12 protein-coding genes are annotated in these 15,492 nt (G+C 43.1%); 5 read left to right on the top strand and 7 right to left on the bottom strand.

The features are described from left to right. Positions 1-243 precede the first annotated feature (243 nt). The 7 genes from KDW99_RS15240 to KDW99_RS15210 all read right to left on the bottom strand — a co-directional run bounded on the left by KDW99_RS15240 (position 244) and on the right by KDW99_RS15210 (position 9,277). Positions 244-2,430, bottom strand: a complete 2,187-nt coding sequence (locus KDW99_RS15240) for an OsmC domain/YcaO domain-containing protein (protein ID WP_255825888.1) — start codon at positions 2,428-2,430, stop codon at positions 244-246. A gap of 252 nt (positions 2,431-2,682) precedes the next feature. Continuing rightward, the gene (locus KDW99_RS15235) at positions 2,683-3,336 is read right to left on the bottom strand and encodes an HAD family hydrolase (protein WP_255825886.1); all 654 of its coding nucleotides are present in this window, start codon (positions 3,334-3,336) and stop codon (positions 2,683-2,685) included. Positions 3,337-3,377: 41 nt separating this feature from the next. Continuing rightward, complete coding sequence (locus KDW99_RS15230) at positions 3,378-4,298, bottom strand: EamA family transporter (protein WP_255825884.1); 921 nt, start codon at positions 4,296-4,298, stop codon at positions 3,378-3,380. A gap of 13 nt (positions 4,299-4,311) precedes the next feature. After that, a complete protein-coding gene (locus KDW99_RS15225) occupies positions 4,312-6,057 on the bottom strand; it encodes a putative 2-aminoethylphosphonate ABC transporter permease subunit (RefSeq protein ID WP_255825882.1) in 1,746 nt (581 codons plus the stop codon). Further along, positions 6,057-7,133 (bottom strand): putative 2-aminoethylphosphonate ABC transporter ATP-binding protein, encoded by a 1,077-nt coding sequence (locus KDW99_RS15220; RefSeq protein WP_255825880.1) that lies wholly within the window; start codon positions 7,131-7,133, stop codon positions 6,057-6,059. The genes KDW99_RS15225 and KDW99_RS15220 overlap by 1 nt, the downstream gene beginning before the upstream one ends. Positions 7,134-7,277: 144 nt before the next feature. Then, positions 7,278-8,306, bottom strand: a complete 1,029-nt coding sequence (locus KDW99_RS15215; protein WP_255825878.1) for a putative 2-aminoethylphosphonate ABC transporter substrate-binding protein — start codon at positions 8,304-8,306, stop codon at positions 7,278-7,280. Positions 8,307-8,557: 251 nt separating this feature from the next. Next, the gene (locus tag KDW99_RS15210) at positions 8,558-9,277 is read right to left on the bottom strand and encodes a UTRA domain-containing protein (protein ID WP_255825876.1); all 720 of its coding nucleotides are present in this window, start codon (positions 9,275-9,277) and stop codon (positions 8,558-8,560) included. A gap of 261 nt (positions 9,278-9,538) precedes the next feature. On the opposite strand from KDW99_RS15210, the gene KDW99_RS15205 reads away from it, so the two are divergent. The 5 genes from KDW99_RS15205 (at position 9,539) to KDW99_RS15185 (ending at position 15,491) form a co-directional block, all read left to right on the top strand. Beyond that, complete coding sequence (locus tag KDW99_RS15205) at positions 9,539-11,185, top strand: GGDEF domain-containing protein (protein ID WP_255825874.1); 1,647 nt, start codon at positions 9,539-9,541, stop codon at positions 11,183-11,185. A gap of 292 nt (positions 11,186-11,477) precedes the next feature. Further along, entirely contained in the window at positions 11,478-12,266 is a 789-nt protein-coding gene (locus KDW99_RS15200) for a nucleoside-specific channel-forming Tsx family protein (protein ID WP_249411604.1), read from the top strand. Positions 12,267-12,550: 284 nt separating this feature from the next. Beyond that, on the top strand, positions 12,551-13,570 hold the full coding sequence (locus KDW99_RS15195; protein WP_114410330.1) for a substrate-binding domain-containing protein: 1,020 nt from the start codon (positions 12,551-12,553) through the stop codon (positions 13,568-13,570). An 18-nt stretch (positions 13,571-13,588) separates the two neighbouring features. Next, on the top strand, positions 13,589-14,596 hold the full coding sequence (locus KDW99_RS15190; protein ID WP_114410329.1) for an ABC transporter substrate-binding protein: 1,008 nt from the start codon (positions 13,589-13,591) through the stop codon (positions 14,594-14,596). An 82-nt stretch (positions 14,597-14,678) separates the two neighbouring features. Continuing rightward, complete coding sequence (locus tag KDW99_RS15185; RefSeq protein WP_114410328.1) at positions 14,679-15,491, top strand: ABC transporter permease; 813 nt, start codon at positions 14,679-14,681, stop codon at positions 15,489-15,491. The last annotated feature ends 1 nt before the right edge of the window (position 15,492 follow it).

Genomic DNA, 15,492 nt, shown 5'->3' with positions numbered 1-15,492 from the left:
GCTTGCTATTCGAGACGAGTACCGAATGTGAATAGTGGTTCTATTTTTGAGGTGCTCAACAAAGAATACAGGCTTTTAGACCATGCCCTCCGGGTCTTTCAGAGAAAACGCCACATGTCGTTGTGACTCTTTAAAAGGTACCTACATTCCTTCAGAGTCGCGCCTTATTTGACGATTTCTCTGAAAGACTGAGTCTTAGTAGACTTGTTCGCACCTTCCTTAACATTATAAAATAAATCTAGATTATTTCGCGGCGTTGGCTTTACGTGATTGATGCAATTTCTTGTAGCTCTCAATTAAGCGTAAATGCGGTTCGATGCCTTCAAGCTGCATACTGGTTTTGGTTAGACCGTAAAAGCGCACGTCGCCAGTGACGGAGCCGACGACGTTGTCAATGACGTCCTTGCCGAACATGCGGCAGAAGTTATGGATAAAGTCGTCTAGCGCTAACTCTTCGTCTAGAGTGACTTCTAACACGCAGTTCATGGCTTGGTAGAACAGGCCGCGTTTGGCTGTGTTGTCATTAAACTGTAGGAATTCACCAACCAGTTCTAAGGCTTCTTCATGAGCGCCAAGAGCCAAGTAGATTAGGATCTTCAGCTCCATGATGGTTAATTGGCCCCAGACGGTATTTTCATCAAATACGATGCCAATCAAGGTTGGAATATCGGTGTAGTTATCAAGCTGGCTTTCTTCTAGACGATTGACTAAATCAGTTAACTGTTCATCGTTTAAAGAATGTAGGTTTAAGATATCTTCTCGATAGTCCAGTGCTTTGTTGGTGTTGTCCCATACCAAGTCTTCCACTGGATACACTTCGGAATAATCCGGTACTAAAATACGACAAGCGGACGCGCCTAAATCGGTTAATTCCGCCACATAGACTTCTTTACCTAACTCTTCCAAGATGCCAAACATGGCGCTGGCTTCTTCTTCGCTGGTGCCAGAAAAGTCCCATTCACAGAAGTCATAATCGTGCTTATTGCTGAAGAAGCGCCAAGAGATGACCCCTGTTGAGTCGATAAAGTGCTCCACAAAGTTTTCTGGTTCGGTGACGGCCATGCTGTTGAACGTTGGCTTTGGTATATCGTTTAAGCCTTCGAAGCTACGTCCTTGCATGAGTTCGGTCAAGCTACGCTCTAACGCCACTTCTAAACTTGGGTGCGCGCCAAACGAGGCAAATACACCGCCCGTTTTCGGGTTCATGAGCGTGACGTTCATCACGGGGAATTGACCACCAAGGGAGGCGTCTTTCACTACGATAGGAAAGCCCTGCTCTTCCAACCCTTTGATGCCCGCAAGTATGCTTGGGTATTTCTGCAATACTTCCATTGGGACATCTGGTAAGACAATTTCATCTTCGATGATTTGGCGTTTAACGGCGCGTTCTAAAATTTCCGACAAGCATTGCACTTGCGCTTCTTGCTGATTATTACCTGCGCTCATACCGTTGCTTAGGAACAAGTTTTCGATGAGGTTTGACGGAAAGTAAACCGTTTCGCCATCGGATTGGCGAGTATAAGGAATCGTACAAATACCACGTGCTTTGTTGCCAGAATTAGTATCGATCAAGTGTGAACCAAACAGCTCGTCGTCTGGGTTGTAAATCTCAAGACAGTAATCATCCAAGATGCCTTCTGGCAGGGAATCGTCTTCGGTTAACGCAAACCATTTTTCATTGGGGTAATGCACAAAGTCGCTGTTGGCGATCTCTGTGCCAAAAAATTGGTCGTTATAAAAGAAGTTGTTGTTCAGGCGCTCGATAAACTCACCAAGAGCAGAGCACAGGGCACTTTCTTTCGATGCGCCTTTGCCGTTGGTGAAACACATAGGCGACGCCGCATCACGAATATGCAATGACCAAACGTTAGGCACGATATTGCGCCATGAGGAGATTTCAATCTTCATGCCAAGGTCCGCTAGCATGGCGGTCATGTTGGCGATGGTTTGCTCTAGGGGCAAGTCTTTACCAAGAATGACCGTGTTTGTTGCGCCATCAGGCTGACCCATCAACATGGCGTTAGCGTCTGCGTCTAGGTTTTCAACCGTTTCAATTTTGAACTCTGGACCAGTTTGTACGACTTTTTTTACGGTACAGCGATCAATAGAACGCAGAATGCCTTCTCTATCTTTGTCGGAAATATCCTCTGGCAACTCGACCTGAATTTGGAAAATCTGATTGTAGCGATCTTCTGGATCGACAATGTTGTTCTGCGACAAGCGGATGTTGTCTGTGGAGATATCGCGAGCCTTGCAGTAGACCTTGACGAAATAGGCCGCACACAAAGCAGAAGACGCTAAAAAGTAATCGAATGGGCTAGGGGCTGAGCCATCCCCTTTGTAGCGAATCGGCTGATCGGTAATAACGGTAAAATCGTCAAACTTGGCTTCAAGTCTCAGATTGTCGAGAAAATTAACTTTGATTTCCATTGGATAGGGTTTCCACTTTGTATGCGAGTTGCTCTACCAAAGCCTGTTATTGGCAAAGTCGAGTCATTGGCGGGGATTATCGGTGATAGAGGAGGCTGAGTAAAATCAAATTGTTTTTTCTGAAAAACTCAATGACGTTATGTTGATTTTCTTGCGAGTAATATGGAGTACGAAAGAGGTGGTCATTTTCTGCTCGGCAAGACCAGATCAAAAGTGACGTCACTTTTGATCTGGTGATTCATGGTGTGTGTTTTAACGCAAGCTCATCACTTTCCAGCTACGTTCGTTGGCTGTTTTTTCTAGGATGTGGTCTGGGTCTACTGCGATAGGGAAGCGTGCTTTTTCTAACAGTGGTAAATCATTGTGAGAGTCGCTGTAAAAGTAGGTGTCGTCCATAGAGTAGCCATTTTCATTGGCCCATTGTTCTGCGCGAATTACTTTGCCTTCACGGAAGGTTGGTGTGCCAACCAGCTTACCGGTAATTAAGCCTTCTTTGTATTCAATATCCACACCTAACGCGTGCTTCACACCAAGGTAAGCTGCAATCGGTGCGACCAAATGAGTGCCTGTGGCGGAGATGATAATAAGCTCGTCGCCTGCTTCTTTGTGTTGTTCCAGCAGCTCTATCGCTTTAGGTAGCGCCATGTCTTTGACAATGTTGTGAATGAATTCGGTGATGAATACAGTCCGTTGTGTTTCGTCTAGCGTGAATAATGGCGATAGTGTGTAATGCATGTAGCTTTCCAGGTTTAGCGTGCCAGCATCATAGTCTTCCATGTAGGCGAGGTTGACGGCTAGGAAGTCGTCTGGAGTTGGCAGGGCGCTCGCTACCATGTATTCAGAAAATGCTTGGGCGGTATCGCCTGCGACTAGGGTGTTATCAAGATCGAAAAAGGCCAGAGCCATGATTTTTCCTTATAATAAAACAGATGAAAAATGGTATTTATTTAGCCTAATGCCACAGCAATAAGGCCAATAAAAGTAATAAATACGCCTACAATTTTAGGGAGTTTGAGTGACTCACCAAGACCAATGACAGCCAATAGCACACCAAGAGGAATACTTAATTGTCGAAAGGCGACCACATAGCTGACGTTACTAACAAATGCCATACTGAGGATGACCAGTGAATAGGTTCCCAGCATTAAGGCGCCGGTTAGTAAGCCTATACGCCATTGCTTGGTAAGCATTTTGCGAAAAGTTAAGCGTTGCTTTTGTGTGGACAAAACAAACCAGATCATCCAAATAACCGCGAAAGCACTCTGCAGCGCCACATAAACCAAAGATACCTGCCAAGGGCTGGCTAATGTTGTGCCAGTAGCATCCGTCAAACCACGCATTAATTCCGTTGCGCGGTTGTCGACAAGAGAGTAACCAGCCGTTGCAAAAGCGGCCAGCAGAGCAAAGGCCGTGGTACGGTTTTGATAATTTGCTAGTTTGAAATCTCTAAAGCTGGTCAATGGAATGAATAAACAACCGATGACAATCATCAAAATACCGACTACGGCTTGTGACGAAATCGTGCTTTGCTGACCAAGTAGTGTGCTGGAAATCGCGACAATGATTAATGGTGAAGAGCGAGCGATCGGGTAAGCGATAGACATGTCCCCCGCTCGATAAGCTTCCGCTAAGCCCCATAAATAGAGCGACTGAAACAAGCCCGTCGCAAACAACAAAATTATAATCTCGTGATCAAAAGCGGCGACTAAATGCCACTGCCAGAAAACAAAAGGAGAAAACAACACCGCACCAGCTATCATGGTTAAGAAGAAAAAACCTAAAGTTGGACTTGTTTTCTTTCCAAAGAAGTTCCAGCTAGCGTGCATGAAGGTGGAAATTAAAACTAGTATTATGGCGGTGATTGTCATCGATTAATGGCTCCTAGCGTGTACGCCAATGCTGTGTATGTTTGAGTACCACATTTCCAAGTATCCAATGGATAAGACGAGCCACCATACACGTCAGCATGATCATGACTGCCATGGCGGCAGCAGGAGCAATGTCGCCAGCGTCATCCATATTTAAGACCGCTACAGATGCCAAGTTTGTATCGTAGGAGTACAAAAATACCACAGCGGAGACAGTCGTCATTGCGTTCACAAATAAGTAACTAGCAATGTCTAATACCGCTGGCATACAAACTGGCAAGGACACACGCCAGAAGGTGAGTATTTGTGGCACTTTGAGGGAAGCGGAAACAGATTCAAATTCTGGGTCAATCTGTTTTAATGCCGTTGTCGCCGTAAGATGGCATACAGTATAAAAGTGGCTAATGGTACAGATGACGAGAATCGCCATGGTGCCATAAATTCCGTTAAGCGGGTTATTTGGTGCGTTGAAAAAGAAGATATAAGCTAAGCCTAACACCAATCCAGGCACGGCCAGTGGCAGAATAGCAAATAAATGAAAGAACCATTTTAGCAGTTTAAAACCTGCTAATTTGGCGACTAAATAGGATTGGAAGAAGATAAAACCAGTGCCGATTAGTGCTGTATATATACCTAATTGGATTGAGTTCCAATAGGAGTCCCAGCCGCCGCCATCCATAAGATCAAAGTTGTAGTTCTTTAATGATAAAGAGAGGTTATATGGCCAAAAAGTGACCAACGAGGCGTATACCGCCATGGCGATGACGCCTAAAATAATGGTCGACACTAAAACCATTAGGGCGAAAAATGCTTTATCAACAATGTTACGAGCTGGCGGCGTCCATGGCACGGCTTTTGACGTCAGAAGCGCAGATTGACGGCGCTGCAACCAACGGTCAGTGATAAAGGTCAATACCGCAGGCAGTAATAAAATCACACTGACCGCCGCGCCCATTTCAAAGTTTTGTTGACCGATGACTTGTTTGTAAATGTCTGTTGCGAGCACATTAAACTGTCCGCCGATCACTTTTGGTACGCCAAAATCCGTGATAACCAATGTGAACACCACAAAAGCAACGCTGATGATGCCGTATTTAGCCGCTGGTAAGGTCACAGTGAAAAAGGTGCGCATCGGTGAGGCACCAAGCGCTTCTGCGGACTCGTATAACCTAGCATCTGTATTTGCCAATGCGGTCAACATGATCATTAAAGCGTGAGGAAAGGTCCAGAAACATGAACCAATAACGATACCAATTGGCCCATAGATACTTTCGCCCATTAGGACTTCTTTCAAAATACCTTGGTTACCGAATAAATACACCAAGCTGATGGCTGGCAATAAAGATGGCGCTAAAATTGGCAAGACCAAGACAATGCGAAAAAATCCTTTTAATGGAATGCGTGTGCGGCTGATCGCGTAAGCGGTTAAGAAGGCTAAGCTGGTGACGATCACCATAGAAAAAAATGCAATAAATAAAGAATTGCTGACAGAGCTATACAAACTTGGCGTATCGATGAACTGCGCAAAGTTGGCTAAGCCAATAAATTCTCCTTCTCTGTTTTCCACACTTTTTGAAAGCAAAGAATACAGCGGTAAAACCACGCAAATAAACAGGCCTAATACACCAACAATTAAAATGCCGCCCAATGACCATTCATCGACACTGCGGCGTTGATGTTGGTGAGAAAAATATTTTTTATAGGAGTACCAAGGTAGTTCTTTCGCCGTGGCGCGAGCGGGTTGGGTTGCAGAATACATTATGCAGCGCCTCCAAAAATATGCAGGCGTTCATGGGGTAACTGACACACGACATTTTGACCAAGCACTAGGTTGAGGCGGGACATTTCGTTCATAGAAATGTCGGCAATAATTGGACGCTCGTGATCTTCTAATTTTAATGACGAGCGGACTCTAGAGCCTAAAAATTCTAAGTGAAGCACTTGAGCATTAAGGATATTGCCAGCAGAGTTGTCGGCTTGAAAACGTACATCTTCAGGGCGAATGGCTAATTGTGCGCTCTGACCCAGAGGTAGATTCGACGGTGCATCGCAATGCAAGGTTAAGTTGCCAGACTGCATTTGACCTGCACCGCTGACTTTGGCACTTAAGAAATTCATTTCACCCACGAACTCGGCAACAAAAGGCGATGTTGGATGCGCGTAGATTTCTTGTGGTGTGCCGATTTGTTCAATCACGCCTTGGTTCATTACGACGATTTGATCCGCCATGGTTAAGGCTTCTTCTTGATCGTGGGTTACCATGATGGTGGTTACCCCCAGTTTCTCTTGAAGCTGTTTGATTTCTTGGCGCAAATGCGCACGAACACGAGCATCAAGGGCTGATAGTGGTTCATCAAGCAATAATAAACCGGGCGATGTGGCTAGGGCGCGCGCTAAGGCAACGCGCTGTTGTTGTCCGCCTGATAGTTGTGCTGGGTATTTGCCTTCGCTGCCAGATAAACCAACGGTTGCTAATAGTTCTGTTACGCGCGCGCGCCGTTCGTTGGCGGATACTTTTTGGGATACCAAACCGTAGGCGATGTTGTCGGCGACGCTTAAATTGGGAAACAGCGCATAAGATTGAAAGACAATGCCGAAGTCTCGGTGGTTGACTGGCGCGTGGGTGATGTCGCGTCCGGCTTGATGAATTTGCCCAGAGGTTGGCGTGTCGAGTCCTGCGACTATGCGTAATAAGCTGGTTTTACCGCAGCCAGAAGGCCCAAGAAAGCAGACGAATTCTCCTTCGGCAATGTTCAAGGAAACGTTTTTTAGCGCTTGGTGTATGCCAAACATTTGATCAATATTATGCAGTTCCAAGTACGTTTGGTTGGACATGATAGGTCCTCTTTCAGTCGTGAGCGTTTAATTAATCAAGATGGACGCGGGTCCTGAAACAAAACAATTGAACCGCGTTGTTCACACGGTTCAATTGAAAATGATCGAAGTGAAAAGTAAAGCTATCCTGCGATCATAATGTGCTTATTTTGCTTCGCTTTTACTGTCGTAACGTGTTTGCCACTGGGTAAGAATCGCATCACGATTTTTAGCAGACCATTCAAAGTCATTATCTATCATCAATGATTCCGCGTTCTCAGGAAAATATTGAATAGATTTAGCGACGCCAGGCATGGCAACAACGGCATAGCCTTCGCTGTACATTTCATTGGCTTTTTTAGAAGTGGTCCAATCTGCGAGTGTTTTTGCTGCTTCTAGCTTTTTCGTCCCTTTGATAATAGACGTTGCTTCCATGTCCCAGCCTAAGCCTTCTGTTGGAAATACTATGTCTAGTGGAGCGCCTTGTTTTTTCGATTTTGCCGCGCGGAAGGCAAAAGAAATACCGATTGGAATCTCACCTGAAGCGGCCAATTTACAAGGTTTAGAGCCAGAGTGAGTGTAGCGGCTAACATTATTGTGTAAGGCATCCATGTAACCCCAGCCTTTGTCCTCACCAAACATTTGTAACCAGCTGCTTACGTCAAGAAAGCCAGTACCAGATGAGTTAGGGTTTGGCATAATAATGTGGTCTTTGTAAACTGGTTTTGTCAGGTCTTGCCAAGAGGTTGGTTTTGGCAAACCTAATTTTTCGGCTTCTACTGTGTTGAAGCAGATTGCTGCCATCCAAGCATCCATTCCAACCCAAACAGGTTCTTTACTGGTGTCTTTGAATTTTGGCGAAATGTTGTTATAGCCATTTGGTTTGTAGGTTTCTAAAAGTCCGTCATTTTTCAATAGCATTAAGCTGGTGGCGGCAAGTCCCCAAACTACGTCGGCTTGAGGGTTGTCTTTTTCGGCTAATAATTTCGCCGTGATGATGCCAGTAGAGTCGCGTACCCAGTTGATTTTGATATCTGGATTGTCTTCATTAAAACGCGCTGCGTATTTTTTAAGGTCTTCTGCTTCAATCGCGGTGTAAACCGTTAGTTCTGTTTTCGCTGCATGAGCAGAAATAGAAACCAATGCGATACCAGCCGTGGCGGCAAGACGTTTAAAAAGGGCTTTCTGTGTCATCTTCACTTCTCCATCATTTGTATTGAATGAGAGGTGATGAATATTTTGGTGAGTAGATAGGACTCTTAGCACCAAAAAAGCATCAACTCGTTAATCTGGTCTATACCAGATTTGTTAATGCAAAATAGCAGCCAAAAATGTCATTCATATGACAGTAAATAAAAAACTCACTAAAAATAGAAAATACATTGGGCTGGGTAAGATGGTGTATTTTTATTGGTTGGAAAAAAGAGCTAGGTAGTTGAGATGTATTAATCTCGAATGGAAATGTTTATTGTAACGGCATCATGTCGCCAAAATTCGTAATCAATTTCAATTACTTGCTTGTTTTTTTCATCATTACTTAAGTAATTAATTCTTTCGATATGAAGCCCCGGCTGACCCGCTGAAATCCCTAGATCGTTTGCTGCATGAGCGGGAAGTGAAGTGGATTTAAAGAATAAATCCATATTGTGATATTCAATTTGATATTTACTTTTTAGTAGTTGGCTTAATGATTGGGTGAGGTCTTCCTCTTCAATGCCAGGTAAGAGTGCAATATTAATGTACATTTTTTCGATCAATACAGGGCGTTGATCAATGTAACGTCGGCGATGTAAAAACAGCACAGGTGTGTTTTCTGGAATCCCCATAAGTGCCGCAATATAAGTATTGGCGGGTTCTAATTGTTGCACCAGTTTTTGAGTGGATGGCTGACAACCTTGCTCGGCCACGTATAAGTTAAAACTTAGGTAACTGGCTGGGTCATAGACCACCGCAGGTGGAGTAACAAACCAACCACGACGATTTTGCCGATAAATAAGACCCTCTGCTTCTAAGTTTTGCAGGGCTTGTCGAACCGTGATACGAGTTAGTTTAAATTGCTCGCCTATCTCTCTTTCAGAAGGGAGCTTTGAACCTGCTAGTAAGGCTTTATTTGCAATCAATTCACTAAAGTAACGTTGTATTTGTTGATAATGGCTGCTGGACATGGAGTGCCTGAAAATAAAGAGAGTGAAAAATTTATCTCAATATACTCTTTTTTGTTTTTGACTCAAAAATCAAAAATGAATTTCAGTACTTTTTGAATTAATGAGCTAACCAATTGAGTTAAAACTGAGCAGTATGATGGAAAAGTGTTCAATTTTGATGCGTTAAACTTTTTTGATTATGCATGTAAAGTGCAAGCAGAGGCATGTTATCATGCCTAAAATACGCAGTTTACTTTTTACCTAATGACAGGTTTACACGCTATGCTAAGAGGTTTCAATACTTTTAGAAAACGCATTACTCTCTTGTCTGGAGGCTTACTGCTCTCCCTAAGCTTGGTGCTTGTTACCTCTTTTTATCAACTGGCTTCTACTCGTCTATCCGAGGCCAGTGGTGAGTCTTTAGTAAATATTAGCCAATCTATTTCTAATATATTGTCAGCAAATCTTATGGAACGTGAGCGTGAGATTCTTCTGCTAAGTAAGCGCTCTTCTTTGTATGCTAACCAAGACTTAAGCGAATTACAGCACGACATAGATCAAATTAAGAACTCATATAAGAATTATGCTTGGATCGGCTTTGCTAATCTTGATGGCTTGGTGCTAGCGTCAAGCAATGGTGTTTTGAAGGGGGCTGATGTCAGTCAGCGTCCTTGGTTTATTCATGGTCGTACAGGTCCTTTTGTTGGTGATGTACATAAGGCTTTATTGCTCGAAAAATTACTTCCTAAACCGAAAGATGGCGCACCAATTCGCTTTGTCGATTTTGCGGCTCCAGTAATAGGGGAAAATGGTGCGCTTAAAGGTGTGGTAGCGACGCATGCTGACTGGAGCTGGGTTCGAGAGGTTTTATTGTCTTCATTGGCTGAAGCGTCAAGGCAGAAAGGTATCGACATCTTTATTATTGATAAAGAGCACAATATTTTATATCCAGATAATCATCTTAGTGATTTTAGGGTACCAGAAGTATTACCAAGTAATGGCCAATTTAAAACATTGATGTGGCAAGATGATAAGGAGTATCTGACCAGTTTAGTATCTGTGCGATCTCCTGAGTCAACAAACCTAGGGTGGAAAATTGTGGTGCGTCAGCCATTGTCTATTGCTATGTCTGTCGTTAATGAAGTTCATAAGTTGTTGCTTTTTTTAGGTGTGTTTTCAACCTTACTTTGTATGCTGCTGGCTTATCAATTTGCTGGCACATTAAGTCGTCCGATAGAGCGTCTGGCTCAAACTGCAAAAAGCATTCAACAAGGTAATCGTCATCTTACTTTCCAAGATGATAGTCAGTTAAATGAAATTACTAGTTTAAGTCGCTCTTTACAGGAAATGATGTCTTCATTATTGGATAGAGAGCAATCTTTATTAAAAATGAACCTGACTCTAGAAGAAAAAGTACGCACCAGAACCGCTGAGTTGGAGGCGATTGTTAGGCAAGATTCGCTTACTAATAGCTTCAATCGCTTGGCTTTAGATGAGGCGTTATTAAAACAGTTTGCCTCTGCTCAAGCATCCGATAGTACGTTTTCTATCATCATGGTAGATGCAGATCACTTTAAAAAAGTGAATGATCAATATGGACATACTGTGGGTGATACTGTGCTTAAGAAAATGGCCAAATTACTTGCTAATAGAGTTGCAGATAAAGGCATGGTTGCACGGTTTGGTGGTGAAGAGTTTACTATCTTATTGCCAACAATATCTGCTCAGGAAGCCCTGAATATTGCCGAAGTCCTGCGCCAAGAACTTGAAACGGAAGAAATGAGTGCTGGATTGTATATTACTGCGAGCTTTGGCGTGGCTATGTATAACGTAGAAGATCGTCATCATGAGCAGGTACTTAATCGCGCGGATTCAGCCCTTTATAAAGCGAAAGAGCAAGGTCGAAATAGAGTCATTGTTAACGACTAGTGTGTTAGAGGTTCTTGATATGCCGCGCACTAATGTTGGGCATAGAAATGTGTGAGATATTTATATATTCGCTACTTTTTTGCTGTTAAGCCTGCTCTTTCTGGTTTTTCGTTATATTCCCTTTTGGTGCAATAAATCCCTCAATTTATCCATTTCTGTGCAATTTAATTTAATTTAAATATAGTTTTAAATTAAATTGCGTCTCCTTAAAAAAACTGTAATATGCATGTTTCTGACCATTTGGTCACATTTCATTCACATTAATCACACAGTATTGATTGAGGGGAAACTGATGCGTAAAGCACTTTTGGGTCTTTCTACTTTGGTTCTTGCTAGCACAGGGTTTGCTGCAGATTATTCCGATGACATTCATAAAAACGATTATTCTTGGCGTCAGTTCAATATGATGTATACCTTTGATGAGCTTCCTGGCGAGTCGAGTCATGATTACCTTGAGCTAGAATTTGGCGGCCGTTCTGGCATCGTTGATCTATATGGATACCTTGATGTATTCAATGTGACATCTACCGACGCCAATGATAAATCTGATAGCGATAAGATGTTTCTTAAGTTAGCACCGCGTTTCTCATTAGATGGTATGACAGGTAAAGATCTGTCATTTGGTGCGGTGCAAGAGCTTTATGTATCGACTCTATTTAGCTTAGATGGCGGTCAAAACGGTACTAACAATTCCTTTATTGGTTTGGGTGCAGACGTCGATATGCCTTGGTTGGGTAAAGTCGGTATGAACCTGTATGCTTTGTACGATCAGAGTTTTGGCAACAGAAATGGTTGGAATGGCTATCAGTTTTCCGCAAACTGGTTTAAACCTATTATGAATTTTGAAAATGGTTCATTCTTAGCGTATCAAGGCTATGTAGATTATCAGTTTGGTATGGACAGTGATTATGTGACATCTACTGATGGTGGCGCGACGTTCCAAGGTTTGTATTGGCACTCTAAGCGTTATGCATTGGGCTACGGTCTGAAAATATTCAAAGATGTTTATGGTATTGATGATACTCCAGGATTCAAATCTTCAGGGTTCTCTCACTACATCTCGGCGACTTATAAGTTCTAAAATTTATAGGCCCTAAAAAGCAAGCGTTTCCCTTTTAAAAGCCAGCGATCAGTTTTGATCGTTGGCTTTTGCTTTTCTAGATTTATTTTGATTGTTTTTTGATCTTTTTTATATCGTGTTTTTGCTATGAAACGATAGCGTTTCATCTATTAAATTCTAATAAATACTTACAAAATTGCATTTAAAATCTTTTAACTTGCTCATAAATGCCTTTTTTTGTCACAAATTCGTCACTTATGATTTCTATACTCCGCAACATCTTATGGTTGTCGAAGAAGGTCATCATGAACATCAAGGACGTAGCAGCGTTAGCTGGCGTGTCGCCTGCAACGGTTTCCCGATGCTTAAACAATACGGGTCCATTGAATGAGATAACGCGTGCTCGTATTGAAAAAGTGGTTGAGTTAACTGGCTACGAGGTGAATCAGGCATCTAGGCAGGTGGATTGGAATCACAATCCTACCATCGGCGTCATGATTCCTAGCTTACTTAACCCTGTATTTTCTGAAATTGTATCGGGAATACAGAAGCGAGCGCGCCACTTTGGTTATTCCGTCATTGTTGTTGATACCCAATATGAACGCGGTCTAGAAAAACAGGCCATTATCGATTTGATTCGACAGCGTGTTGCCGGCGTGATTTTGACGACTGCCTCGGTAGAAGACAACGAAGCCTTGTCTTTATTACGAGAGTTTAATTTTCCTTTTTGTCTTGTTCATAACCAATCATCAGATGAGCCTTGCGTGTACGTTGATAACTACCAAGCAGGCAGTGAAGTCGCTGAACAATTTTTAGCACTCGGTCACAAACGAGTAGGCATGGTGGCTGGGCGCTTTCAATCTTCTGATAGGGCTAAGAAACGATACTTGGGTTTTACTGAGCGTTTAAAGCAGGATTCGTCTTTACCTTCTGTGCAATTGATTGAAGTCGATCAATATGCCTTAACTCCCTTTGATCAAACTCAATCTTCTTTTTTCGATTCTGCTAATGCCCCAACGGCTTGGTTTTGCAGTAATGACCTGTTGGCGTTGAAGCTAGTTAATCATCTTAAGTCTAAGGGCGTTCTTGTGCCTGAAACTGTATCTGTTGTCGGTTTTGACGGTATGGCGCTAGGGCAAATTTTATATCCGCCACTCGCCACCATTCAGGTTCCGCATCATGACATGGGTATGTGTGCTGTGGATTTGTTGTTTAACGCCAAGCATAAAACGGCGTTGTCTTTAGTTAGAAAGTTAGATTTCCAAACCCACTTTGTGGGCACCGTGGCTGAGTGTCAGCCATCCATAATGCGAAATGTTCTTTAAATAGCAGGAGAAAATTCGATGAGTATCTTTAAAAAGGTTTCTAAACTGGCGGTTTTATCATTAGGGATGACAGCGGGAGCATCTTTCGCAGCGGATGCGATTTGTTATAACTGCCCACCGGAATGGGCAAACTGGGGTGGACAGCTTGAGCTGATCAAAAAAGATCTAGGTATTTCCATTCCAATGGATAATAAAAACTCTGGTCAGTCTCTGTCTCAATTAGTTGCAGAGGAAAACAGTCCTGTTGCGGATGTTGTCTATTATGGTGTGTCTTTTGGTATTAAGGCTGCTGAAAAAGGGGTTGTTGCACCTTATAAACCGAAAAACTGGGACAAGATTCCTCAAGGTCTAAAAGACCCACAAGGGCGTTGGTTTGCGATTCATTCTGGTACCATCGGCTTCTTTGTTAATAAAGATGCGCTTGATGGTAGACCGGTTCCACAGTCATGGGATGATCTTTTAAAACCAGAATATAAAGGTATGGTCGCTTACCTTGATCCGACTAGTGCCTTTGTTGGTTATGCCAGCGCGGTAGCTATCAACCAATCTTTTGGGGGGGATATGAGCAACTTTACCCCGTCAATCAATTACTTCAAAAAGTTGGCTAAGAACCAGCCAATTGTGCCTAAGCAAACTGCTTACGCTCGGGTTATTTCTGGTGAGATTCCGATATTGCTGGATTACGACTTCAATGCTTACCGCGCTAAATACAAAGACAGTGCAAATGTACAGTTTGTCATTCCTAAAGAGGGTTCTGTGGTCGTGCCATACGTGATGAGTGCGGTGAAGAACTCACCACATCCTGATAATGGTCACAAAGTACTGGATTTTGTGTTATCGGATAAAGGCCAGCAGGTATGGGCGCAAGCCTATCTTCGTCCTGTTATCTCTTCTGCAATGACACCTGAGATTGAGGCGAAGTTCTTGCCTGAATCAGATTATAAACGGGCTAAAACTGTGGATTTTGCCAAGATGGCAGAAGCTCAAAGTGATTTTGCTCAGCGTTATTTGAACGAAGTCCGTTAATTTAATAATGAAAAGGGTGGTGTGCAGACCGCCGCTCTTTTCATTACTCATGTTGAAGTAATCAGTTAAAGAAATATCTTTTATGAAGCAAAACAGGCAATACACTTTATTAATTATCCCCGCGTTGATTATCAGTGCGGCATTTTTTCTATTACCTATGGCAAAACTGGTATGGCTTTCATTGGCTGAGCAGCATGGCATTAGCTATTGGTATATTTTGACCAAACCCATGTATTTGAAAAGCCTTTGGTCAACTTTTTTATTGTCTGCTGTGGTGACCATCGCCAGTTTAGTCATTGCAACTATTGTGGGCTTATTTTTGACTCGGCATGAGTTCAAAGGCAAATCAATATTAGTCGCCATGTTGAGCTTTCCTTTGGTGTTTCCTGGCGTGGTGATTGGCTTCTTCGTCATTATGCTCGCAGGTCGACAAGGTTTGTTTGCTGAGCTTGGCCTTGCTCTGACTGGCGACCGTTGGACGCTTGCCTATTCTATTTCCGGTCTCTTTATTGGTTATTTGTACTTCTCTATTCCTCGTGTCGTGCTTACCGTGATGGGCGCTGCAGAGAAGTTAGATCATAACTTGATGGAGGCGGGGCGTTCGTTAGGCGCTAACCGCTGGCAGTTATTACGAGATGTGACTTTGCCTGCGTTAACACCGGGGTTGATTTCCTCCGGCTCAATTTGTTTTGCCACTTCCATGGGTGCGTTTGGCACGGCCTTTACTTTGGCTACCAACCTGAATGTTTTGCCCATGACGATTTATACCGAATTTACCCTGAATGCGAACTTTGCTATGGCGGCAGCGCTTAGTTTGATTCTCGGCTTTATTACTTGGCTGTGTCTGACTATCGCGCGACGTCAAGGCGGTTCGTCATTAGGAATGGGAGGCTGAT

The sequence above is a fragment of the Marinomonas rhizomae genome (assembly GCF_024397855.1).
GTDB lineage: Bacteria > Pseudomonadota > Gammaproteobacteria > Pseudomonadales > Marinomonadaceae > Marinomonas > Marinomonas rhizomae_A.
This window is presented reverse-complemented; position numbering and strand designations above follow the sequence as displayed.